Origin of the sequence: Streptomyces lacrimifluminis, from assembly GCF_014646095.1 — a bacterium.
In the GTDB taxonomy this organism is placed as follows: domain Bacteria; phylum Actinomycetota; class Actinomycetes; order Streptomycetales; family Streptomycetaceae; genus Streptomyces; species Streptomyces lacrimifluminis.
Window position 1 is genome coordinate 13,715 of the sequence record NZ_BMMU01000046.1, and the last position, 22,575, is coordinate 36,289.

Consider the following 22,575-nt stretch of genomic DNA (forward strand, 5'->3'; position numbering starts at 1 on the left):
AGGACACAATGTCTGTACAGGACGCAGTGCCCGCACAGAGTGACATGGTCGCGCTGGTCACCGGAGGCTCACGCGGCATCGGCCGCGCGGTCGTCGAACGCCTTGCCAGGGACGGCTACGACATCGGCTTCTGCTATCGCTCCGACGAGCGGGCGGCGGCCCTCGTGGAGAAGCAGATACGGTCGCTGGGGCGCCGTGTGCTCTGCCGCCGCGTCGATGTGGCGGACCGCACCCAGGTGCGGGACTTCGTCGCTGCGGCCGAGCAGGAACTCGGCCCGCCGTCGGCCGCGGTCACCTCGGCCGGCATCACCCGCGACAGCCCGCTGGTCCTCATGCCGGACGAGGACTGGGACGCCGTCGTGCGCACCAACCTCGACGGCACCTACAACCTGTGCCGTGCGGTGGCCTTCCCGATGGTCAGACGGGGTGGCGGCACCGTGGTCACCCTCTCTTCGGTGGCCGGGGTGGCCGGCAACGCGGGACAGACCAACTACTCGGCATCGAAGGCCGGGATCATCGGTTTCACCCGCTCCTTCGCGAAGGAGGCCGGGCGGCACGGGATCCGCGCCAACGCGGTGGCGCCCGGATTCATCGACACCGACATGACGTCGGAGATGCCGCCGAAGAAAGCCAAGGAGATGCTGGGCCGCATCCCGCTCAAGCGCTTCGGCAGTGCCGAGGACGTCGCCTCGCTCGTTTCCTTCCTGGTCTCGCCTGAGGCGTCGTACATCACGGGCCAGGTGTTCCAGGTGGACGGCGGCATCGCCCTGTGAGTGCCACGGCCCGTACGAGCCGCCGCACCAGACGGCCCCCGCGCTTCTACTTCTCGCTGCGCAGCCCGTACTCCTGGCTCGCCTACCGGGACCTGCTCCAGCGGCATCCGCGCACCGCAGTCGCCCTGGAGTGGGTGCCGTTCTTCGAGCCGGACGAGCTGAGCCGGAATCTGCTGGCCGAGGCGGGCGGCGCCTTCCCCTACACCCCGATGTCCCCGGAGAAGCACCGCTACGTCCTCCAGGACGTACGGCGCCTCGCCACCGAGCGGGGGCTGGCGTTCAGCTGGCCGGTGGACCGGAATCCCGTGTGGGAGGTGCCGCACTTCGGTTACCTCGCCGCGGCCCGGCACGGCAGGGGACCCGAGTACATCACGCTCGCCGCCCGGGCCCGCTGGGAACGGGGGCAGAACATCTGCGACCGGTCGGTGATCGCCGGGTTCGGCGCCGAACTGGGCCTGGATCCCGAGGAACTGGCCGCTGCCTCCGACGACCCGGGGATGCGCGCCGAGGGAGTGCGGATCCTGCTGGAGATACAGCGCGACGGTGTCTTCGGCGTCCCCTTCTTCGTCGATCACTACGACAAGTACTGGGGCGTCGACCGGCTGCCCGCCTTCGTCGCGGCAGTCACCGCGAAGAACCCGTCTCTCGCGGAGCCTCCGGACGACCCGGACGACCCGGACGCCGCGGACGACCCGGGGGGCCGGCTCGCCGAGCCCGAACGGTCCGTCGACGACGGGCACGCGGGCGGATGCGGCTGAGCCACCCCGGCCCATCTGCCGTCATCGAGCCGTAGGACCGCATATAGGAGCCGCATAGCGGACGCCGATTGGCTGGCGCTCCTACCGCTGCTGTGCGAACGCGGCTCGGCAAGCCGCAGAGGGTGAGTAGTTGGGGTGACCGATTTCGAGAGCTTCGTCTGCGCGCTGCGCCGCAGGGCCGCGCAGGCGCCCGCGCACAGCGCCGTCCGTTACAGCACCGGACGGACCGAGGAGAACCTGTCGTACGGGGAACTCGACCGCGGGGCCAGGGCCGCCGCGCAGTGGCTCGGGCGGCGGACCGCCTCCGGCGAGCGGGTGCTGGTGTCCTGCGGCCCCGGCACCGGGTTCGTCCGCGCCTTTGTCGCCTGCCTCTACGCGGGCGTGGTACCGGTGCCGGTACCCCTGCCTGGCGGGTTCGGGCGCCAGGAGTCACGCACCTCCGCGATCGCCGCCGACACCGGGGCCCGGCTGGTACTGACCGACGAGGCCGGGCTGCTGGCCGTGACCCGCTGGCTGGAGTCCGAGCGGACCGGGTTGCCGGAACTCGCCGCGGCGTCGGTGGAGACCGCCGAGCTGACGGGCGACGCCGAGGCCTGGACCGAACACCACGTGGAACCAGGCACGTTGTGCTTCCTGCAGTACACCTCCGGCTCCACCAGCGATCCGAAGGGCGTCATGGTTCAGCACGGCGCGCTTGTGCACAACCTGCGGCTGATGCGCGACAGCCACGGATGGCACGGCGGCATGACCTGGTGCAGCTGGCTGCCCGCATACCACGACATGGGGCTCATCGCGATGATGCTCGCCCCGCTCAACCTGGGCGGCACCGCTGTGCTCATGTCGCCCACCGACTTCCTCAAACACCCGGTCTCCTGGCTGCGGCTGATCGACCGGTACGGCGCCGAGATCAGCTGCGCCCCGAACTTCGCCTATGACCTGTGCGCGCGGCACCTCACCGAGGAACAGACCGCAGGGCTCGACCTGTCCCGCTGGGCGTACGCGTGCAACGGCGCCGAACCGGTCGACGCCGCAACTCTGGCCCGCTTCGCGGAGCGTTTCGCGGGCGCGGGCTTCTCCGCGCGGTCCCTGCTTCCCGGCTACGGACTCGCCGAGGCCACCCTCTACGTCTCGGGTACGCCGGCCGACGAGCCGCCGACGGTCCTGCGTGCCGACCCCGCGGCCCTGGCCCGCGACGAGGTGGCCGAGGCAGGGCCGGGAGCAGCCGTGCGGGAGCTGGCGAGCAGCGGTGTCGTGCGCGGCCTCGACGTGCGTGTCGTGGACGCCACGACCGGGACCGAGGTGCGCGAAGGGAGGGTCGGCGAGATCTGGATCCGCGGCGGCAGCGTCGCCCTCGGGTACTGGAACCGGCCCGCAGAGACCGAGCGGACCTTTCGCGCCGTGACCGCCGGCGGTCACGGTCCCTTCCTGCGCACCGGAGACCTGGGGGCCCTGCGTTCAGGGCAGCTGTACGTCACCGGCCGCCTCAAAGAAATGATCATCATACGTGGGCGGAACCTCTATCCGCACGACATCGAGCGCGACATGCGTGACCTCGACGCGGCCTTCGCCGATCTGCCTGCCGCCGTCTTCGCATGCCGGCCCGGTGCGGGCGGCGTCGAGGAGATCGTGGCGGTGCAGGAGGTGCGCAGCCGTGGCCGCGGTGCCGACGAGCTGGTCGTCCTGGCCCGCACCGCTAGGGCCGGGCTCGCGCGGCGCCTCGGCGTCAGGATCGGCGGTGTCGTCCTGGTCAGGCCGGGACGGATCAGCCGCACCACGAGCGGCAAGATCCGGCGCACCCGGATGCGGACGCTGTTCGAGAGCGGCGAACTGGCGTCGCTGCACGAGGAGTTGTCGGCCGGGCTGCGCACCGCCTTCCGTGCACCGCGAAGCCCTGAACGCCCCGCGTACGAGGTGAGCGTGGAGCCGACGCCGGCCGGCGCGGACTGGGACCCCCTTGCCCTGGCCAGGGAGCTGGAGGCGCGCCTGGGCGACCCGCGTGACGAACGCCAGGAGTTCTCCTACGGGCGGGTCGCGGAGCTCGACCGGGCGGAGGCGTTTCCCGAGGCGGTCTGCCGGGAGCTGGACGCGCTGGGGGTGCCGCGCTGGTTCGTGCCCGCCGAGCACGGCGGCGAACTGCACAGCAGCGAGGAACTGCTGCAGCTGATCAGAATCCTTTCCCGCCGCGACTTCACCTCCGCTCTCGCTCATGCCAAGACCTATCTGGGTGCTGTGTCCGTCTGGGTGGCGGGGCGCAAGGAGCAGGCCGAGGCGCTCGCCGAACGGATCGTCCAGGGAGCTGTCGTCTCCCTCGCGCTCACCGAACAGGCCCACGGCAGCGACCTACTGGCCGGCGGGCTGCGTGGCGAACGCACCGAGCGCGGCTGGCGGCTCGACGGTGAGAAGTGGCTCATCAACAACGCGGCACGGGCCGACCTCGTCTGTGTCCTGGCCCGCACGAGTCCGGAGGGCGGCAGCCGCGGCTTCAGCCTCTTCCTGGTCGACAAGGCCCGGCTGGCCGAGGGCAGTTGGCGCGCGCTGCCGCACGTGCCGACGCACGGCGTGCGCGGCGCGGACATCAGCGGCATCTCCTTCGACGGCGCCGAGATACCCGCCGACGCTCTGGTGGGAGGGGAGGGCGAGGGACTGGAGACGATCCTCAAGGGCTTCCAGATCACCCGCACGCTGTGCTCCGCGATGTCCCTGGGCATGACGGACCACGCACTGCGCATCGCCGTGGACTTCGCCCGTGGCCACCGGCTGTACCGGCGCTCGCTCGCCGAGCTCCCGCACGCCGCGCGCACCCTGGCCGAGTGCCACACCGACCTGTTGGCCATGGAGGCCGTGAGCCTCGTCGCGACCCGCTCCGTGCACACCCTGACCGAGGAACAGAGCGTGGTGTCGGCCGCGGTCAAGTACCTGGTGCCGACCCTGGGCGACGAGGTGATCGGCGCGCTGCGCGGGCTGCTCGGCGCCCGGGCGATGTTGGTGGCGGACTTCGCCGACGGCGCTTTCCAGAAGCTGGAGCGGGATCACCGCATCGTCGGCATCTTCGACGGCAGTACGGCCGTCAACCTGAACTCCCTGATCAACCAGTTCCCCGTGCTCGCTCGCGGGTGGCGCAGGCGGCTCGCCGACCTCGACGGGGTCGCCTCGGCCGCCAGGCTCGACGGGCCGCCGTCCGCCCTCGACCACGGTCGCCTCACCCTGTACGCCCGGTCCGGTATCGGCGTTGTGCAGTCGCTGCCCGAGGCGGTGCGTCGGGTCGAGGAGACGGCGCCGCAGTCGGTGGCCGACCGCGCCCGGGTCCTGCTGTCCGTCGCGGACGAGCTGCACGAGGAGATGGCCGCCCATCGGCACAGTGCGCGCGCCGTGCCCGCGGCGGCGTTCGTCTCCGCCCGTAGGTACGCCCTGGTGTACGCGGGCGCGGCGAGCCTGCACCTGTGGCTGGAGAACACCGGCACCGCCCGGGCGAGGGGCCCGCTGTGGGAGGACGCCGCCTGGCTGGACGCCGTACTGGCCCGGCTGCTGCGCCGCCTGACCCGGGAGCCCGACCTGGACGACGCCGACGGTCCGGCCCTGGACCGTCTGCTGCCCGCGCTGTACGCGCAGGCGGGGCAGGGACTGCTGTTCTCGTTGCTGCACTGCCCGCTGGCGGAGAGCGCGGCGCCGGGCGGCCTGCCGACCGACCCCACCCACCCGACGAAGGACGCGGCATGACGGACCTGCTGACCGGCGCGACTCGGGTCCCGGTGGACCGCGACGCCACCTTGGAGCGCATTCACCGATTCGAGGCCCTGCTGGGTGATCCGGATGATCCGGACAACCCCCTCGGTCTGCGGGCCGTCCTCGACGCGGACGAACGGGGGGAACTGCTGCCTGAAGGGGAGCGGGCGCTGGCCCGGTTCGGGCTTGGGGCCGAGTTCGTCCCTGCCGCGCTGGGCGGACGTTTCGAGCGCGCCGACCGCTTCTCGCTGCTCATGCGAAGCCTGTTCCGGCGGGACTGCAGCCTGGGCATCGGCCACGGCGTCACCAGCTTCATCGCCGGGCTGCCGGTCTGGGCGGACGGCAGCCCCGAGCAGCGGCGCAGGGCGGCCGAGCTGCTGTGCCGCGGCGGCCGGATCGTCGCCGCGTACACCGAGCTCGACCACGGCAGCGACTTCGCCCGAGTCTCGCTCGCCGCGCGGCCCGCACCCGGCGGCTATCTCCTCGACGGTGGCAAGCAGCTGGTCAACAACATCGGCCGGGCCGAGGCGGCCGTCCTGTTCGCTCGCACCGACGACCGGCCGGGCAGCCGCGGACATTCGCATCTGCTGGTCGACCTCGACGGGCTGCCCGCCGATCGCACGGAGCGCTCCGCCCGCTACGCCACTTCGGGCGTGCGGGGCTGTCTGCTCGGCGGCGTCGATTTCGACAACTGCCCCGTCCCGGCCGATGCGCTGCTGGGCCTAGAGGGCGGCGCCATGGAGACGGTACTGAAGGTCTTCCAGGTGACCCGGTGCGTGCTGCCGGGCATGGTCGTGGGCATCGGGGACGCACAGCTGCGCGCGGTCCTCGCCTTCGCCGGGGAGCGCCGGCTGTACGGGAAACCGGTGAGCGCACTGCCCCTGCCCCGCTCCGTCCTGACGGACGCCTTCGTCGATCTGTTGATCTGCGACGCGCTGTCCATGGTCGCCGCCAGGTCACTGCATCTGCTGCCCGAGGAGGCGAGCGTCCGCGCGGCGGCCGTGAAGTACCTCGTACCGAAGCTGTTGCAGGACAACTCGTACCGGCTGGGTGTGCTGCTGGGTGCCCGCGGCTACGTACGCGAAGGCCCGTACGCCGGCTTCCAGAAGGCGGCACGGGACCTGCCCGTCGTCGCCCTTGCCCATGCGAGTGGGGCCGTGTGCCTGTCGAACATCGTGCCGCAGCTGCCGCGGCTCGCCGATCGGGCCTGGCGACCGGCCCTGGACCGCGCACCCGACGCACCCGTGGCCCCCGAAACGGTGTTCCGCCTCCATGACTCGCTGCCCGCCCTCGACTTCGCCCGGTTGGCACTGACCACACGCGGCGCGGACAGCCTGGCCGGCGTGCTCCCGGCGCTCGCCGACGAACTCGCCCGGGAGGCGACGGACCGACCGGAAGTCGCCGAACTCGCCGTACTGGCCGACGTGTTCACGGGTGAACTGGCCGACCTGGCGCGCCGTGCAGGCTCCCTGCCGCCCCGGGACCGCACCCCGGTGGCAGGCCGGCGCGCCTTCCTGCTGGCCGAGCGGTACGTCCTGCTCCTCGCTGCCGCCGCCTGCCTCGGCGTCTGGCGGGCGGCCGGTACCGACGACCCCTTCCTGGCCGATCCGCTCTGGGCCACAGCGGCATTGCGGCGGCTCGCCGAACAGCTCGGCCTGAGCCGCGATCCACTGCCCGAACCCGTCGTCGAGGCCCTTTTCGAGGAACTCGCCGGACGGCATCGGAGCGCCCGCACCTTCGACCTGTTCCGTACCGGGCTCGCCACGCAAGCCGTGCCCGCCAAGGGAGTTGACCGATGACCGAAGCCACTGTGCCGTCCGCCGCTGCCTCGCCCGAGGCGATCCGGGGCTGGTTGATCGACCGTGTCGCCTACTACCTCGAATGCGCACCGGCCGATGTCGACGAGGGCGCGCAACTCACCGAGCTGGGGCTCGACTCGGTGTACGCGCTGAACCTCTGCGGAGACGTGGAGGATCACTTCGGGCTCGTCGTCGAGCCCACCATGGCCTGGGACCACCCGACCGTCGAAGCGATCACCGCGTACCTCGCGGCTGAGTTGGCCCCGTAGACCCGCCCGTTCTGTCGTGACTTCTCCGGGAAGGGGCGACGTGCCCGAGAAAACGTTCCCAGGCATTCTGTCGACCGTGGGGAACACTCCACTCGTCCGACTCGAAAGACTCATACCTCACTTCGGTTCGCGCATCTTCGGGAAGATCGAGAGATTCAACCCGGGCGGCAGCATCAAGGATCGGTCCGCCCTCGGGATGTTGCTCGCCGCGATCCGCACCGGCGCGGTGGAGCCCGGCCGTTCCGTGATCGTCGAGTCCAGTTCGGGCAACCTGGCCGTCGGACTCGCACAGATCTGCCGCTACTTCGGGCTGCGCTTCATCTGCGTGGTGGACGGCAAGACCACCGAGCAGAACCGCGCCATCCTCAGGGCGTTCCGCGCCGAGGTCGAGGTCATCACCGAACGTGACCAGAAGACAGGCGAGTTCCTGCCCGTCCGGCTGCGCCGGGTGCGTGAGCTCGTGGCGCAGATCCCGGACGCGTACTGGCCCAACCAGTACGAGAGCCTGCTCAACCCCAAGGCCCACGAGACCACCATGCGGGAGATCGAGGAGAGCCTCGACGGCCGGGTCGACTACCTCTTCTGCTCGGTCAGCACCTTCGGCACCCTGCGCGGCTGCCGTGACCACATCCGGGCACGTGGTCTGGACACCACCGTGGTCGCCGTCGACGCCATGGGCAGCGCGATCTTCGGTCTGGAATCCACCCAACGGCTCATCCCGGGCCACGGCGCCTCGGTGGTGCCTCCGCTGATGGACTCCTCCGCGGCCGACGAGGTGGTGCACATATCCGATCTGGAATGCGTCGTCGCCTGTCGGCGGCTCATCGCCCGGGAAGCGGTGCTCGCGGGCGGTTCGTCCGGAGCGACTGTGGCGGCGCTGTGGAAGATCAGGCACCGCGTTCCGGAGGGCTCGAACTGCGTTCTCATCTTCCCCGACGGCGGCGACCGCTACCTCGACACCATCTACTCGGACAGCTGGGTGGGCGAGAACTTCGGCGACGTCTCACACCTGTGGAAGGACTGATGGTCCATGCTCATCTCGGCGGGGCAGGAAGCCCTCTGGCTTGCCCACCAACTGGACCCCGACAGTCCCGCGTACAACGTCGTGCTCGCCGTGCGGCTGCGCGGCCGGGTCCGCACCGACGTCCTGCAGGACGCGCTGACCGCGCTCGTGGTCCGCCACGAACTGCTGCGCTCCCGCTTTCCCGCCACGGACGAGGGCCCGGGGCGCCGGACCGAACCGCCCGCGACGGTACGCATGGACGTCCGTGAGGTACCTGGGGCCGACGACGCCGAGCTCTTCCGGCTCGCGGGGCAGGCCGGCCGGGAACCCTTCCGGCTCGCCCGGTCGGGTGCCTTCCGCGCGGTCCTGCTGCGCCGGGCCGCCGACGACGCGGTCCTCGTCACGGTCACCCACCACATCGTCAGCGACGCCACCTCGCAGTGGCTGCTCGTCCGAGACCTCTTCGCCGAGTACGGCGCGCGCACGGGGCAGCCCGCGGCGGCCGAACCCCCGGCGGTGGCCGGCTGGGACGAACAGGTACGGGCGGAACAGGACTTCGTCGCCTCGCCGCGCGGGGAGCGGGCGGCCGCGCACTGGCGGTCCGTGTGCGAGGGACTCGATGCGGCGGTGCTCCCCACCGACCGGCCACGACCGCCGCAGCGCTCCCTCGACGGGGCCACCCACGAGGTCGCGCTCGACCCGCGGACCCCGCAGCGGCTGCGGGAGACCTCGGCGGAGCGGGCCGTGACGCCGTTCGCCTGGCTGCTCGGCACCTTCCAGGCCGCGCTGCACCGGTCCGGATGCGGTGACGGATTCCTCATCGGCTGCCCGGTCACCACCCGTTTCACCCCCAGCTCGCGGGAGGCCGTCGGCTACTACGTCAACGTCCTTCCGGTCGCCGGCCGCTTCACCTCCGCGACGACACTGCTGGAGACGGTCGAGTCCGCGCAGGGGCAGCTGCGCACGGGCCTGGCCCACGCCCGTCACCCCGTCGAACTGCTGGCCGGCGGCCCGGCCGGCGGGCCCCTGTTCCGGATCTCCTGCACCCTGGTCGCCGCCGACCGGCTGCCGATCGAGGGCCTGTACGAGGGGCCGGTGCGGCTCGGCGGTCTGCGGGCCGAGTTGTGCGACGTACCACAGCAGGAGGGTCAGCTCGACCTGACCGTCGAGATCCTCCAGGACTCCGGCGGTTTCAGAGCGCTGCTGCGCTACAACACCGACCTGTTCGACGCCGCCACCATCGAGCGTTTCGGCGGCGTGTGGCGGCGCATGGTCGGTGTCTCCCTCGACGCGCCCGCGACCAGGGTGGCCGAGGTCACCCTGGTCGCGCAGGACGACCTGGAGTTCCTGCTGGCTCTTGGGTCGGGTGCGTCATGACCGGGACAGCACCGGGACCCGGCGAAGATCCGGTCCTGCAGCAGTTGCCCGACGGCCCCCCGGTGTGGTGCACCAACGGACCAGCCTCGGTGGCGATGTGGCGCGAGATGCTCCCGCCTGGCGCCTACCACCGGGCGGCGCACCGTCTCCGCGACGGCGACACCGTCCTCGACATCGGCGCCAACATCGGTCTGATGTCGGTGTACTGCGCGCTCCTGCGCCCCGGCATCCACGTCGTCGCGGTCGAGCCGGCCCCCGCGCTCCACGCCTGTCTGGTGCGCAACCTCGCCGACCACGTTGGCACCCGCTGGCGGACGGAGTGCGCGGCCGTCGCGGACCGCCCCGGCCGCCTGCCGTTCACCTACTACCCCGAGGCGCCCGGCAACTCCGGTCTGCACGCCGACCGCAGGGCCGACGACGACATCACCCTGGCCTTCCTGCGCAACAGCGGCATCGTGGCCGAGGACGCGGCCGAACTCGTCGAAGGACTGCATGACGGTGTCGAGTTCACCGTCCCCGCCCTCACCGTGTCGGACCTGCTGCGGCTCCACTCCGTCGAACGGGTGGACCTGCTCAAGGTGGACGTGGAACGCGCCGAACTCGACGTGCTGCACGGCATCGAACACCACCACTGGCCCCTCGTACGCTCGGTCGTCGCCGAGGTGCACGACGACGCCGACAGGCTGGCCGCCGTCCAGGAACTGCTGCGTGCGCGGGGATTCGAGGTACGGGTGCGGCAGGATTCCCTGCTCGCGGGCACGTCGCTGTACGACGTCGAGGCCGTACGAGCCGTATAGGGCGCATATAGCGCCGGAACCCACCATCTCTCCGTCACCAGAACTCTGTCCCGCCCGTTCCGCAGAGAGGCAACCCCATGCTGATCCTCCGACGCACCGACGTGACGGATGTCCTGTCCGGCCGGGAGACGGAGATCATCGACCTCGTCGCCGACACCTACCGGCTGCACGACGCGGGGCAGACATCGCTGCCGCACTCCGTGTTCCTGCGCTTCCCCGAGGAACACCACAGCCGCGACCGCATCATCGGCCTGCCCGCCTACCGCGGCGGGGAACGACCGGCCGCGGGCATGAAGTGGATCTCCTCCTTCCCCGGCAACGTGGCCGTCGGGACCGACCGGGCCAGCGCCGCCGTCCTGCTCAACTCCCTCGAGGGCGGCCGTCCGGTCGCCCTCGTCGAAGGCGCGGTGATCTCCGCCAGGCGCACCGCGGCGAGCGCCGCGCTCGCCGCGGCGGAGCTCACCGCGGAGCGGCCGCCGGCCTCCGTCCTGCTCATCGGCTGCGGTGTGATCAACCTGGAGATCCTGCGCTTCCTCACGGCGGCCCTCCCAGGCCTGCGCGAGGCCGCGCTCTACGACACCGACCCCGCGCGGGCCGAGGCTTTCGCGACCCGCTGCGCCGAGACGGTGCCCGGGGTGAAGGCGTACCCCGTGAGCGACCTGCCCGCAGCGCTCGGCGCGCACCGCCTGGTCTCGCTGGCCACCACCGCTGGGACCCCGCACATGGACCTCTCCACCTGCGGGCCGGACACCACCGTGCTGCACGTCTCACTGCGGGACCTGACGGCCGAGGCGATCCTCGGTGCTGTCAACGTGGTCGACGACGCCGACCACGTCTGCCGCGAGCGCACCTCCCTCGACCTGGCCCAGCGGGCCGCCGGGAACCGGGACTTCATCGCCGCCCCGATCGGCGCACTGCTGCGCGGCACCGCCACCCTGCGCCGGGAGCCGGGACGGCCCGTCGTCTACTCCCCGTTCGGCCTCGGCGTCCTGGACGTGGCGCTGGCCGAGTTCGTGCGCGAGGAGGCCGAACGGCTCGGCCTGGGCGTCCGCGTCGACGACTTCCTGCCCGGCTGAGCACCGCCCGGGCACCGCGCCCGGTGCGGATCCATCGCACCGCCACCCCGAGCGGCGACCCGGCCACGGCCGCCGACCGCATCCACCAAGGAGTTCCCATGACCGCCGAACAGACCGAAGGCCCCCGCCAGTGCGTGGTGTTCAACGACGAGGAGCAGTACTCGCTGTGGCCCGTCGGGCGGGAGCTGCCCGCCGGGTGGCACGCCGAGGGCACCGAAGGCACCCGCGAGGAGTGCCTGGCCCGGATCGCCGAGGTGTGGACCGACATGCGCCCGCTGAGCCTGCGCCGCCGCATGCACGAGTCCTCCGCCGTCTGAAGCCCGCGCCCGCCCGACACCCAGGTCTGTGACAGGAGTTGCCGTGAACGCCGAACTGCTTCCGGAACGCTTCGCCGAGCAGGCGTTCCGCACGCCCCACGCCGTTGCCGTCGTCGACGGTGAGCGGACGGTGACGTACGAGGAGCTGGACCGGTCCTCCGTACGCATGGCCTGCCGCCTGCGGGACCTGGGGGCGGGGCCCGAGACGCTGGTCGGGGTGAGCCTGCCCCGGAGCGTCGACCTGGTGGTCGCGCTGCTGGGCATCTGGCGGGCCGGGGCGGCGTACGTCCCGCTCGACCCTGCCCAGCCGCCGGCGCGCCTGTCCGACCTGATCCACGACTCCGGGGCGGGCCTGGTGCTCGCCGCCCCGGAACTCGAGACCACGGTGAGCGCGGCAGGGGCCCGGCGCATCGGTCCCGGGGAACTGCCGGACGTCTTGGAGCCGGGCGCGTCCGCGCCGCTGCCCGCAGTCGACCCGGACAACGTCGCCTACGCCATCTTCACCTCGGGCTCCACCGGAAAGCCCAAGGCCGTCGCCGTCACCCACGCGGGTATCGCCAACCGGGTCGGCTGGACCGTGGAGCGCCACGCGCTCGGCGCCGCGGACCGCGTACTACAGAAGACCACCATCGCCTTCGACGCCGCCGGGTGGGAGATCTTCGCCCCCCTGGTGAGCGGCGGCACCGTTGTACTCGCCCCGGCGGGCGCCGAGCGCGACCCGGCCGCCCTGTTGCGCGCGGTCGCCGACCACGACATCACCGTGCTCCAGGTCGTGCCGTCCGTGCTGCGCCTGCTCGTCGAGGAGAACCCCGGGCACGGCGCGGGCGACTGGGGTCGCTGCGGATCGCTGCGGCTCCTCTTCTCGGCGGGCGAGGCCCTGCACGCGGAACTCGTCGCGCGGGTGCGGGAGAAGGCCGGCGCGGATCTGGAGGTCTGGAACACCTACGGCCCGACCGAATGCTCCATCGATGTCACCGCCCAGCCCGTCGAGGCCGCCCTCGCGTCCGGGCCGGTACCCATCGGTCGGCCCATCCCTGGCCTGCGGGTCCTCGTCCTCGACCCGAACGCTGCCCCCGTGCCGGTCGGTGTCCCCGGCGAGTTGTACGTCGGCGGCACGGGCGTCGCCCGCGGTTATGCCGGCCGCCCCGGCCTGACCGCCGAGCGGTTCGTCCCCGACCCCTATGCCACCGAGCCCGGCGCGCGCCTCTACCGCACCGGCGACCAGGTGCGCTGGCGCGCCGACCGCACCCTGGAGTACCTCGGGCGCCTCGACCACCAGATCAAGGTGAACGGCGTCCGGATCGAACCCGGTGAGATCGAGGCCGTCCTCGCCGCCCACCCGTCCGTCACCGGCGCCGTGGTGACGGCGTACCAGGCGCAGGACAGCGGCACGCGGCTGGCCGCGCACCTGACCGCGAGCGCCGCCGTGGACGGCGCCGACCTGCGGGTCTTCCTGGCCGAGCGGCTGCCCGACAGCCACGTCCCCGCGTTCTTCCATGTTCTCGAGTCCTTTCCCCTGCTGCCCAGCGGCAAGGTCGACCGGGCCGGGCTGCCGGGCCCGGAGGAGATCGCCGCCGTGCACCGGCCCGCTCTCACGGCCCCGCGCGACGCGTCGGAGGAACTCGTCGCCGGCGTCTGGGCGGAGTTGCTCGGCCGCGAACGGGTCGGAGCCCACGACGACTTCTTCGCCCTGGGTGGTACCTCCCTCCAGCTGACCCGGCTCGCCGCGCGGCTGCGTGCCGCGTCGGGCGAGAAGATCTCACTGCGTGGCCTGTTCGCGGCCACCACGGTCGAGGCACAGGCGAAACTGATCGGCGCCGCCGCGACGTCCGGTGCGGAAGAGAGCATCCGCCCGGTGCCGCGCGGCGGGGAACCGCCGTTGTCCTCGGGCCAGCGTCGCCTGTGGTTCCTGGACCGGATGCACCCGGGCAGCCCCGAGTGGGTCGCCCCGCTCTTCCTGCGGCTTCCCGCAGACCTGGACCCCTCGGCCGTGGGCGCCGCCCTGGACGCCCTTGCCGCCCGGCACGAGCCGCTGCGAACCCGGTACGTCGCCGAGGGCGGGAGTGCGCGCCAGGTCATCGACGCGCCGGGTACCACCACCGTCGAGCTGCGGGTGGCCGACGCCGCGCGCGAGGAGGTTCCCGGGCTCTTCGGCGAGCAGTTCGGGCGCGGGTTCGACCTGGCCGCGGGGCCGCTGTGGCGGGCGCTGCTCCTCCGGCTGCCCGGCGAGGACCACCTGTTGCTGCTGACGCTGCACCACATCACCTGCGACGGGTGGTCGACGGTGCTGCTGGAACGCGAGCTGCGTGAACTCTGCGCGGCCCACCTGGCGGGGCGCGAGCCCGTGCTACCCGCCCTGGCCGTGCAGTACGCGGACTACGGCGCCTGGCAGCACGCCCGGCTCACGGAGGAGCGGGTCGAGCGCGAGCTGGCCCACTGGCGGGCCGCCCTCGACGGCATCGCCCCCGTCGACCTGCCCGCCGATCACCCCCGGCCCGCGGTCCGCGACCCTCACGGAGCCGTCGTGCCGTTCCGGATCCCGGCCGGGACCGCCGCGGCCCTGACCGAGTTGGGCCGCGCGCACGGTGCGACGCCCTTCATGACGCTGCTGACGGCGTACGCGACGCTCGTGGCCCGCTACAGCGGTCAGTGGGACGTGCCGGTCGGCACCCCGGTGGCCGGCCGCACCCGGCCCGAGACCGAGAACATGGTTGGTTTCTTCCTCAACTCCCTCGTGGTGCGCTGCGGTCTGACCGCCGAGCTGAGCTTCTCCGAGGCCCTGGAACGGGTCAGGGACGCCGCTCGCGAGGCGTTCGTCCATCAGGAGCTGCCCTTCGAACGGCTCGTCGACGAGCTGCAGCCCGAGCGTGACCTGTCCCGCACCCCGCTCTACCAGGTCGCCTTCGACCTGCACAGCGAGGGCGTGACCAGCGTCGTCACCCGCGACACGGACCTGGCCGCCTTCACCGAGGCCTGGCAGGTGGCGAAGACCGATTTGTCGCTGTTCATGCGGCAGACCCCCGAGGGCGCCCTGGACGGCGTTCTCGAGTACGCCACCTCGCTGTTCGAGCGCGCCACCGTCGAGCGCATGGCCGGCCACTTCCTCACCCTCCTGGACCAGGTCGCGCACCACCCCGACGTACCCCTCGGGGCCGTGGAGCTGCTCGGGGAGGAGGAGCGCCGCCAGCTGCTCACCGACTGGAACGACAGCGACACCGTGGGACCGGCCGACGACCGTACCGTCTTCGAGCTGTTCGAGGGCCGGGCCCGCAGCGGCCCGGAGCACATCGCGCTGTCCTTTGGCGAGCGCACCGTCCGCTACGGCCAACTGGACACCGCCGCCAACCGGCTCGCGCAGCACCTGCGCACGAACTGTGTGGGCGCCGAGTCGCGGGTCGCGGTGCTGCTGGACCGGGGGCCCGACCTGGTGACCGCGCTGCTCGCGGTGTGGAAGGCGAGCGGCACCTATGTGCCGATCGACCCCTCGTACCCGGCGGAGCGCATCGCCGCGATGTGCGAGGCGGCCGGGGTGCACACGGCGGTGACCTCCTCCTCGTACGAGCAGCGGTTCACCGCCCCCGGGGTGCGGGTTGTGCGCGTCGACACGGACGCCGACGAGATCGCCGCGCGCCCCGGCGCCGCGCCCGCCCGGACCAGGGACCTGGACCGGCTCGCGTACACAGTCTTCACCTCCGGCTCGACCGGCGTCCCCAAGGGTGTCGAGATTACCCACCGGGGTTTGGCCAACCACGTTGCGTGGGCCGCGCGCGAGCTGGCGGGACACGACTACGGCGGCGCGGCGCTGTTGTCCTCGGTCGCCTTCGACCTCGTCGTACCCAACCTGTGGGCGCCCCTGGTCACCGGCCAGCGGCTGTTCCTGCTGCCCCAGGACACGGACATGTCGGAGCTGGGCAAGCGCCTGGCGGAGGCCGCTCCGTTCAGCTTCCTGAAGCTGACGCCGGGGCACCTGGACATCCTGGCGCACCAGCTCTCCCCGGCCCAGGCGAGTGCGCTGACCCCGCTCACGGTGGTGGCCGGCGAGCCGTTCACCCGGGCCGCGCTGGAGCGCTGGCGGGAGCTGGCCCCGGAGATGCTGCTGATCAACGAGTACGGTCCGACCGAGGCCTCCGTCGGCACCAGCGTCTACCCGGTACCGCCGGACGAGGCGCTGCCGGCCCCCGAGGTCCTGCCGATCGGCCGGCCGTTGCCCGGCATGACCATGTACGTGCTGGACCCGGGCCTGCGGCCGGTCCCCGTCGGGGTCGCCGGCGAGCTGTACGTCGGCGGCACCGGCGTGGCCCGCGGTTACGCGGGCCGTCCCGACCTCACGGCCGACCGTTTCGTCCCCGACCCGTACGGCGACCGGCCCGGCGCCCGCCTCTACCGCACAGGGGATCTGGTCCGCAGGCTGCCGGACGGGAACGTGGCGTTCCTCGGACGCCTGGACGACCAGGTCAAGATCCGCGGCCACCGCGTCGAACCCGGCGAGATCCGGGCCGTGGTGGAGCAGCACCCCGCTGTGCGCGAAGCCGTGGTCGCCGTCCACCGGCCGGCAGCCGGCGAACCCGCGCTGGCCTGCTACGCGGTGCCGGCCGAGCCCGGTGCCCCGCTGCCCGATCTCGCCGCGCACTGTGCGGGACGGCTGCCCGAGTACATGATCCCGGCGACCTTCACCGCCCTGGACGCCCTGCCCGTGAACGCCAACGGCAAGGTGGACCGCGGGGCTCTGCCCGAGCCCGGGCGGGCCTCCGACGCGGCGCACGTCCCGCCCAGCGGGCCCGTCGAGGAGCGCATCGCGGAGATCTGGACCGACCTGCTCGGCGTCCGGGCCTCGACACGCGACAACTTCTTCCACAGCGGCGGCAATTCGATCCTCGCGATCCGCCTGATCTCGCACATCCAGCAGGAGTTCGGGATCGACTTCGCCGTCCGCTCCGTCTTCGAGGGCCCGACGATCGCCCAGCTCGCGGCCACGGTCGAGGAGCGCGTCACCGCCGAGGTGGCTGCGCTCTCCGACGACGACCTGCTGAACGCCGTCGGCCCCCTTGCCACGGCCGACCTCACCTCGCCGACCAAGGAGCACCAGGCATGAGCAACGGGGAAATGGAGCGGCCCGTCGACTCGGGCACGGATACCGACGCGCTCCGCGCCGAGCTGCTGCGCCGCCGACTCGCCGGCCACCGCGGCGCCGCCGCGCGCCGCACCGGGATTCCCCGTGCCGACCGGGACGCCCCACTCCCGCTGTCGCACGGTCAGGAGCAGATGTGGTTCCTCAGCCGACTGGAGCCCGACAGCTCCGAATACCTGGTGCCGCTGGTCCTCAGGCTGCGCGGCGACCTCGATGCGGAGGCGTTGCAACGGGCCTGGCAGGGCGTGCTGGAGCGGCACGAGATCCTGCGTACCCGCTACGTCCTTGAAGGCGACGAGCCGGTCCAGGTCGTCGATGCGCCGGGGCCGCTGCCCCTCGAAAGGTCCGCGGCGGCCGACGACGACGCCGTGCGCGTCCTGGTCGAGGCGGACCTGGCCAGGACGTTCGACCTCGGCCGCGACTGGCCGGTGCGCGGCAGGCTGATCCGGGTCACCCCCGACGAGCACGTACTCACCGTGGTGTTCCACCACATAGCCTGCGACGCCTGGTCCGCCGAACTCTTCGGCCAGGAACTGGGCGACCTGTACTCGGGCGCGACCCCGGCCCCGCTCGCCCTGCAGTACGCCGACTTCGCGGCCTGGCAGCGCTCGACGACCACCAGCGAGGTGATCTCCCGTCACCTGGGCTACTGGACCGGAAAGCTGGCCGACCTCGCGCCCCTGGACCTGCCCGCCGACCGGCCTCGTCCGGCGGTGCGCGACGGAGCCGGGGACGCGGTGCCGTTCGAGGTGCCCGAAAAGCTCGCGGGCCGACTGCGCGAACTGGCCGCCGCACACGACAGCACCCTGTTCATGCTGTTCCTGGCCGCTTTCCAGACCCTGCTCGCCCGCTACACGGGCCGCTCGGACATCCCGGTCGGCACCGTGGTCACCGGCCGTGGCCGCCCGGAGCTCCGGCAAGTGATCGGCTACGGCATCAACAGCCTGGTGCTGCGCGGGGACCTGTCCGGCGACCCGGCGTTCACCGAGCTGCTGGCCCGCACCCGCACCACGGTGCTGGACGCCTACGACCACCAGGACGTGGCCTTCGCCCAGATCGTGGAGGCGATCGCCCCGGAGCGCGACCTGTCGCGCACCCCGCTGTTCCAGGTCGCGTTCACCATGCACGGCGACCGGAGCGCGACGTTCGAGCTGCCCGGTGTCGAGGTGTCGCCGTTCGAGGGCTCCGGCCGGAACGCCAAGTTCGACCTGGACCTGCAACTGCGCGAGGGCGCCGACGGATCGCTCGGCGGACACCTGGAGTACGCGACGGCGTTGTTCGACCGTACGACCGTGGAACGGCTGCGCGGTCATCTGCTGCGGCTGCTCGCGGGCATCGCCGCCGACCCCCGAGCCCCGCTGTCCGCCCTGGAGATCATCGGCGATGCGGAGCGGGCCCTGCTGACCGCCCCGCCCCAGCAGCCGCGCCCGGTGACCCGCCGGGCGCACGAGCTGTTCGCGGAGCAGGTCGCGCGCACCCCGGACCGTGTCGCCCTCTCCTTCGACGGCACGGACCTGACGTACGCCGAGCTCAACGCGCGTGCCAACCGCATCGCGCACGCCCTGATCGCCAGGGGAACCGGCCCGGAGACCCTGGTCGGCCTGAGCCTGGAGCGCGGCGTGGACCTGATCCCCGCGCTGCTCGGCATCCTGAAGTCCGGTGCCGCGTACCTCCCCCTGGACCCGGCGAACCCCGCGGACCGGCTCTCCTACATCGTGCGGGACGCCCAGGCACCGGTTGTCGTCACCACTCGCGCCCACGCCGAACTGTTCGACGGAGAACTGCTGCTGCTCGACGCGGACGCGGAGCTGATCGCGGCGCAGCCCGACACCGACCCGGCGGTCGCCGGCAGCCCCGAGAACCTGATCTACACGATCTACACCTCGGGTTCGACCGGCAGGCCCAAGGGCGTGGCGCTCACCCACGCCAACGTGGTCCGCCTCATGGACCGGGGCCACGAGCACTTCGCCTTCGACGCGGCCGACGTGTGGACGCTGTTCCACAGCTATGCCTTCGACTTCTCCGTCTGGGAGATGTGGGGGGCGCTGCTGTACGGCGGGCGTCTGATCGTCGTCCCGGATTCCGTCTCGCGTTCCCCCGAGGAGTTCCTCGCCCTGCTGGTGCGCGAACGGGTCACGTTCCTCAACCAGACGCCCACCGCCTTCCGCGCACTGGCCGACACCGACGCGGACCTGGCCCTGCGCGCGGTGGTCTTCGGCGGCGAGAAGCTGGAGGTCTCCGAACTGCGGCCGTGGGCGGACCGGTTCGGCCTCGACCGGATCGCCCTGGTCAACATGTACGGGATCACCGAGACCACGGTCCACACCACCTACCGCCGCCTCACCGAGCGGGACCTGGACCCTCGGGCGGGCAGTCCACTCGGTCACCCGCTGGACGACCTGCGGGTCGTTCTGCTGGACGAGGACGGCCGTCTGGTGCCGCTCGGCGTGCCCGGCGAGATCTGCGTCGGTGGCGCCGGAGTGGCGCGCGGCTACCTCAACCAGCCGCGCCTGACCGCGCAGCGGTTCGTGCCGGACCCGTTCGGACCGCCCGGCGCCCGCCTGTACCGAAGCGGTGACCTGGCCCGGCGGTCGGCCGACGGCGGCCTGGAGTTCCTGGGCCGTGTCGACGACCAGGTCAAGATCCGTGGCTTCCGCATCGAGCTCGGCGAGATCGAGACCGCTCTGGCCGCTCATCCGGAGGTGCGGGACGCGGTCGTGCTGGCACGGGAGGACACGCCCGGGGACAAGCGGCTCGTCGCGTATGTGACCCCGGCCGACGGGGCGGCACCGGATCCGGGCGCGCTGCGTTCCCATCTGAGGGGCCGGCTGCCCGAGTACATGGTTCCGGCGGCGTTCGTCGCTCTGGACGCCCTGCCGCTGACCACCAACGGCAAGCTCGACAAGCGTGCGCTGCCCGCTTCCGGCCAGGACGCCCTGGGTTCCGCGGGCCACGTCGCCCCGCGCACGGTCGTGGAGGAGCGGATCGCCGCTGTGTGGGCGGACGTCCTGGGGCTGGAACGCGTCGGTGTCGAGGACGGCTTCTTCGACTTGGGCGGGCATTCCATCCGTGCAGTCGCCTTGGTGGGCCGGCTGCGGGCCATCGGCTACGACCTCGCCGTGCGCGATGTGTTCGAGTACCGCACCGTCGCGCGGATCGCCGAGCTGGTCACCGGGCGTCCGGCGCCGGCCGACGCGGACCGCACGGTCGAGCCGTTCGCGTCGATCACGGCCGAGGACGCGGCTCGGCTGCCCGAGGGGGTGGTCGACGCGTATCCGCTGTCACAGGTACAGCTCGGCATGGTCGTCGAAATGCTGACCGACGACGGAAAGCACCCCTACCACAACGCGACGGCGTTCCGGATCCGCGACGGCCGGCCGTTCTCGGCCGAGGCGCTGCGCGTGGCCGCCGCGCTGATCACCGCCCGCCACGATGTGCTGCGCACCTCGTTCGACCTCACCGGGTACTCCGTGCCGATGCAGCTGGTGCACGCGACGGCCGAGCTGCCCGTGGCCGTGCACGATGTCTCGCACCTGCCGGAAGACGAACTCCGAGCGGTACTTGGGGAGTTCGTCCGGCAGGAACGCACCGACCTGTTCGATCTGACCGCTCCGCCGCTGCTGCGTCTGACCGCACACGTGGCGGGCGACGGCAGCTGGTGGCTCACCAACACCGAGTGCCACGCGATCCTGGACGGCTGGAGTCACCACTCGCTGCTGATGGAGGTGCTGGAGGAGTACGGCCGCATTCGCGACGGCGGGGAACCTGCCGGGCGGCCAAGCCCCGCCATCCGGTTCGCCGACTTCGTCGCCGCGGAGCTGAGCGCCCTCGGGTCGGAGGAGTCCCGCGCCTACTGGCAGTCGGTCGTCGACGCCAACGCGCGGCTCGTCGTCCCCGCCCCGTGGCGCGGCGACCCGGACGCCGCCGGTGTCCCCCACCGGGTGCCCGTGCCCTTCCATGACCTGGAGGACCGGCTGCGCGCACTCGCTGCGAGAGCGGGCGCCTCGCTCAAGAGCGTGCTGTTCGCGGCCCATCTCAAGGCGCTCAGCCTGCTCACCGAGGAGGAGCGTTTCTTCACCGGCCTGGTGTGCAACGCCCGGCCCGAGGTGCTCGGCGCCGACCGGGTCTACGGCATGCACCTGAACACGCTGCCCTTCGCGTACGACCGCTCGGCGGCCACCTGGCAGGAGCTGGTCGCCGCCGTGTTCGCCCGCGAGGTGGACCTGTGGCCGCACCGGGCCTACCCGATGCCGGTCATCCAGCGCGAACTCGCCGACGGCGAGCGGCTGGTCGACATCCGGTTCAGCTACCACGACTTCGACCAGGTCGACCACGAGCAGGTCGACTACCTGGCCAGCATCGACGACAGCCCCACGGAGTTCTCGCTCGGTGTGTCGGCCCGCATCGGCCACCTCGTCCTCACCGCTGCCCCACGGGCCCTGAGCCGGTCCGGCACGGACCGCCTGGCGGACATGCTGCGCCAGGTCATCGAGGCCATGGCCGCGGACCCGGAGGGCGACGCGCGGGCATCGTTCCTGCCGGAGGGTGAACGGCACCGGCAGCTGGTGGTGTGGAACGACACGGCGGACGAGGAACTGTCCGACGGGTCCTCTTCCGTGCTCCGGCGCTTCGAGGACCAGGCCGCCCGCACCCCGGGTGCGGTCGCCGTCGAGCACTCCGGCGCCACCGTTTCCTACGGCGAGCTCGACGCCCGCGCCAACCGGCTGGCCCACCACCTGCGCGGCCTCGGCGTGACGACGGAGTCCCGCGTCCTGGTCCGGCTCGACCGCGGGCCCGACCTGCTCACCGCACTGCTCGCGGTGTGGAAGGCCGGCGGCGCGTACGTACCGGTCGACCCGTCCCACCCGGCAGCGCGCGTGACCGCCATGCGCGAGGCCGCCGCGGCCGTGCTGACACTCACCGAGCTTCCGGACGCCGACGTCCTGGCCGCACTGCCGGTGTCGGCGCCGGTGCGTACGGACGATCCGGACGGGCTGGCGTATGTGGTGTTCACGTCGGGTTCGACGGGTGTTCCCAAGGGGGTGGAGGTTGCGCACCGGGGTCTGGCGAATCATGTGGCGTGGGCGGCACGGGAGTTGGCGTCCCGGGGTACGGGCGGTGCCCCGCTCTTCTCCTCGGTCGCCTTCGACCTGGTCGTCCCCAACCTGTGGGCGCCCCTGACCGTGGGCCAGGCCGTCCACACGGTCGGACAGGATGTCGACCTGGCCGACCTGGGGCAGCACCTCGTCGCCTCGGCCCCCTACAGCTTCGTCAAGCTCACCCCCGGGCACCTGGACGTCCTGGCCCGGCAGCTCACGGCCGAGCAGGCGGCCTCCCTCGCCCCGGTGCTGGTCGTGGCGGGCGAGGCGTTCACCCGGGCCACGCTGGAGCGCTGGCGCGCACTCGCCCCCGGCACGGAACTGATCAACGAGTACGGCCCGACGGAGGCGTCGGTCGGCTCCACCGTCTTCCCCGTTCCCCCGGACGCCGACGCGGACGTCGTCCCGATCGGTCGGCCGTTGCCGAACATGCGGGTGTATGTGCTGGACGCGGCG

At 72.3% G+C, this 22,575-nt stretch carries 12 protein-coding genes; all 12 read left to right on the top strand.

What is annotated here, in order from left to right; all coding sequences use genetic code 11:
• The first annotated feature begins 8 nt into the window (after positions 1–8).
• Positions 9–773: a 3-oxoacyl-[acyl-carrier-protein] reductase gene (gene fabG / locus IEY89_RS36965; RefSeq protein ID WP_229695638.1), complete on the top strand. Its 765-nt coding sequence runs from the start codon at positions 9–11 to the stop codon at positions 771–773.
• Positions 770–1,531 carry a 2-hydroxychromene-2-carboxylate isomerase gene (locus tag IEY89_RS36970; RefSeq protein ID WP_189151931.1) on the top strand — a complete coding sequence of 254 codons (762 nt, stop codon included), beginning with the start codon at positions 770–772 and terminating at the stop codon, positions 1,529–1,531. The genes fabG and IEY89_RS36970 overlap by 4 nt, the downstream gene beginning before the upstream one ends.
• 135 nt (positions 1,532–1,666) lie before the next feature.
• Positions 1,667–5,248, top strand: a complete 3,582-nt coding sequence (locus IEY89_RS41585; RefSeq protein WP_189151932.1) for an AMP-binding protein — start codon at positions 1,667–1,669, stop codon at positions 5,246–5,248.
• Positions 5,245–7,053 carry an acyl-CoA dehydrogenase family protein gene (locus IEY89_RS36980; protein ID WP_189151933.1) on the top strand — a complete coding sequence of 603 codons (1,809 nt, stop codon included), beginning with the start codon at positions 5,245–5,247 and terminating at the stop codon, positions 7,051–7,053. Before IEY89_RS41585 ends, IEY89_RS36980 begins: the two co-directional genes overlap by 4 nt.
• Positions 7,050–7,322 (top strand): acyl carrier protein, encoded by a 273-nt coding sequence (locus IEY89_RS36985; protein ID WP_189151934.1) that lies wholly within the window; start codon positions 7,050–7,052, stop codon positions 7,320–7,322. Before IEY89_RS36980 ends, IEY89_RS36985 begins: the two co-directional genes overlap by 4 nt.
• 76 nt (positions 7,323–7,398) lie before the next feature.
• Positions 7,399–8,346 (top strand): 2,3-diaminopropionate biosynthesis protein SbnA, encoded by a 948-nt coding sequence (sbnA, locus tag IEY89_RS36990; protein ID WP_229695639.1) that lies wholly within the window; start codon positions 7,399–7,401, stop codon positions 8,344–8,346.
• 6 nt (positions 8,347–8,352) lie between these two features.
• A complete protein-coding gene (locus IEY89_RS36995; RefSeq protein WP_189151936.1) occupies positions 8,353–9,702 on the top strand; it encodes a condensation domain-containing protein in 1,350 nt (449 codons plus the stop codon).
• On the top strand, positions 9,699–10,499 hold the full coding sequence (locus IEY89_RS37000; RefSeq protein ID WP_189151937.1) for an FkbM family methyltransferase: 801 nt from the start codon (positions 9,699–9,701) through the stop codon (positions 10,497–10,499). The genes IEY89_RS36995 and IEY89_RS37000 overlap by 4 nt, the downstream gene beginning before the upstream one ends.
• A 77-nt stretch (positions 10,500–10,576) precedes the next feature.
• Positions 10,577–11,575: a 2,3-diaminopropionate biosynthesis protein SbnB gene (gene sbnB, locus IEY89_RS37005; RefSeq protein ID WP_189151938.1), complete on the top strand. Its 999-nt coding sequence runs from the start codon at positions 10,577–10,579 to the stop codon at positions 11,573–11,575.
• 98 nt (positions 11,576–11,673) lie between these two features.
• On the top strand, positions 11,674–11,892 hold the full coding sequence (locus IEY89_RS37010; RefSeq protein ID WP_189151939.1) for an MbtH family protein: 219 nt from the start codon (positions 11,674–11,676) through the stop codon (positions 11,890–11,892).
• Between the two features lie 43 nt (positions 11,893–11,935).
• Positions 11,936–16,984, top strand: coding sequence for a non-ribosomal peptide synthetase (locus IEY89_RS37015; RefSeq protein WP_189151940.1), 5,049 nt, complete (start codon positions 11,936–11,938; stop codon positions 16,982–16,984).
• Positions 16,981–22,575 (top strand): non-ribosomal peptide synthetase (locus tag IEY89_RS37020; RefSeq protein ID WP_189151941.1); only part of this gene is annotated, 5,595 nt, incomplete at its 3' end. The genes IEY89_RS37015 and IEY89_RS37020, both read left to right, overlap by 4 nt.

Bases quoted from the DNA above. Each gene is read 5' to 3' on its own strand.
- fabG (WP_229695638.1), top strand. From the start codon at position 9: ATGTCTGTACAGGACGCAGTGCCCGCACAGAGTGACATGGTCGCGCTG.
- IEY89_RS36980 (WP_189151933.1), top strand. From the start codon at position 5,245: ATGACGGACCTGCTGACCGGCGCGACTCGGGTCCCGGTGGACCGCGAC.
- IEY89_RS36985 (WP_189151934.1), top strand. From the start codon at position 7,050: ATGACCGAAGCCACTGTGCCGTCCGCCGCTGCCTCGCCCGAGGCGATC.
- IEY89_RS36995 (WP_189151936.1), top strand. From the start codon at position 8,353: ATGCTCATCTCGGCGGGGCAGGAAGCCCTCTGGCTTGCCCACCAACTG.
- IEY89_RS37000 (WP_189151937.1), top strand. From the start codon at position 9,699: ATGACCGGGACAGCACCGGGACCCGGCGAAGATCCGGTCCTGCAGCAG.
- sbnB (WP_189151938.1), top strand. From the start codon at position 10,577: ATGCTGATCCTCCGACGCACCGACGTGACGGATGTCCTGTCCGGCCGG.
- IEY89_RS37010 (WP_189151939.1), top strand. From the start codon at position 11,674: ATGACCGCCGAACAGACCGAAGGCCCCCGCCAGTGCGTGGTGTTCAAC.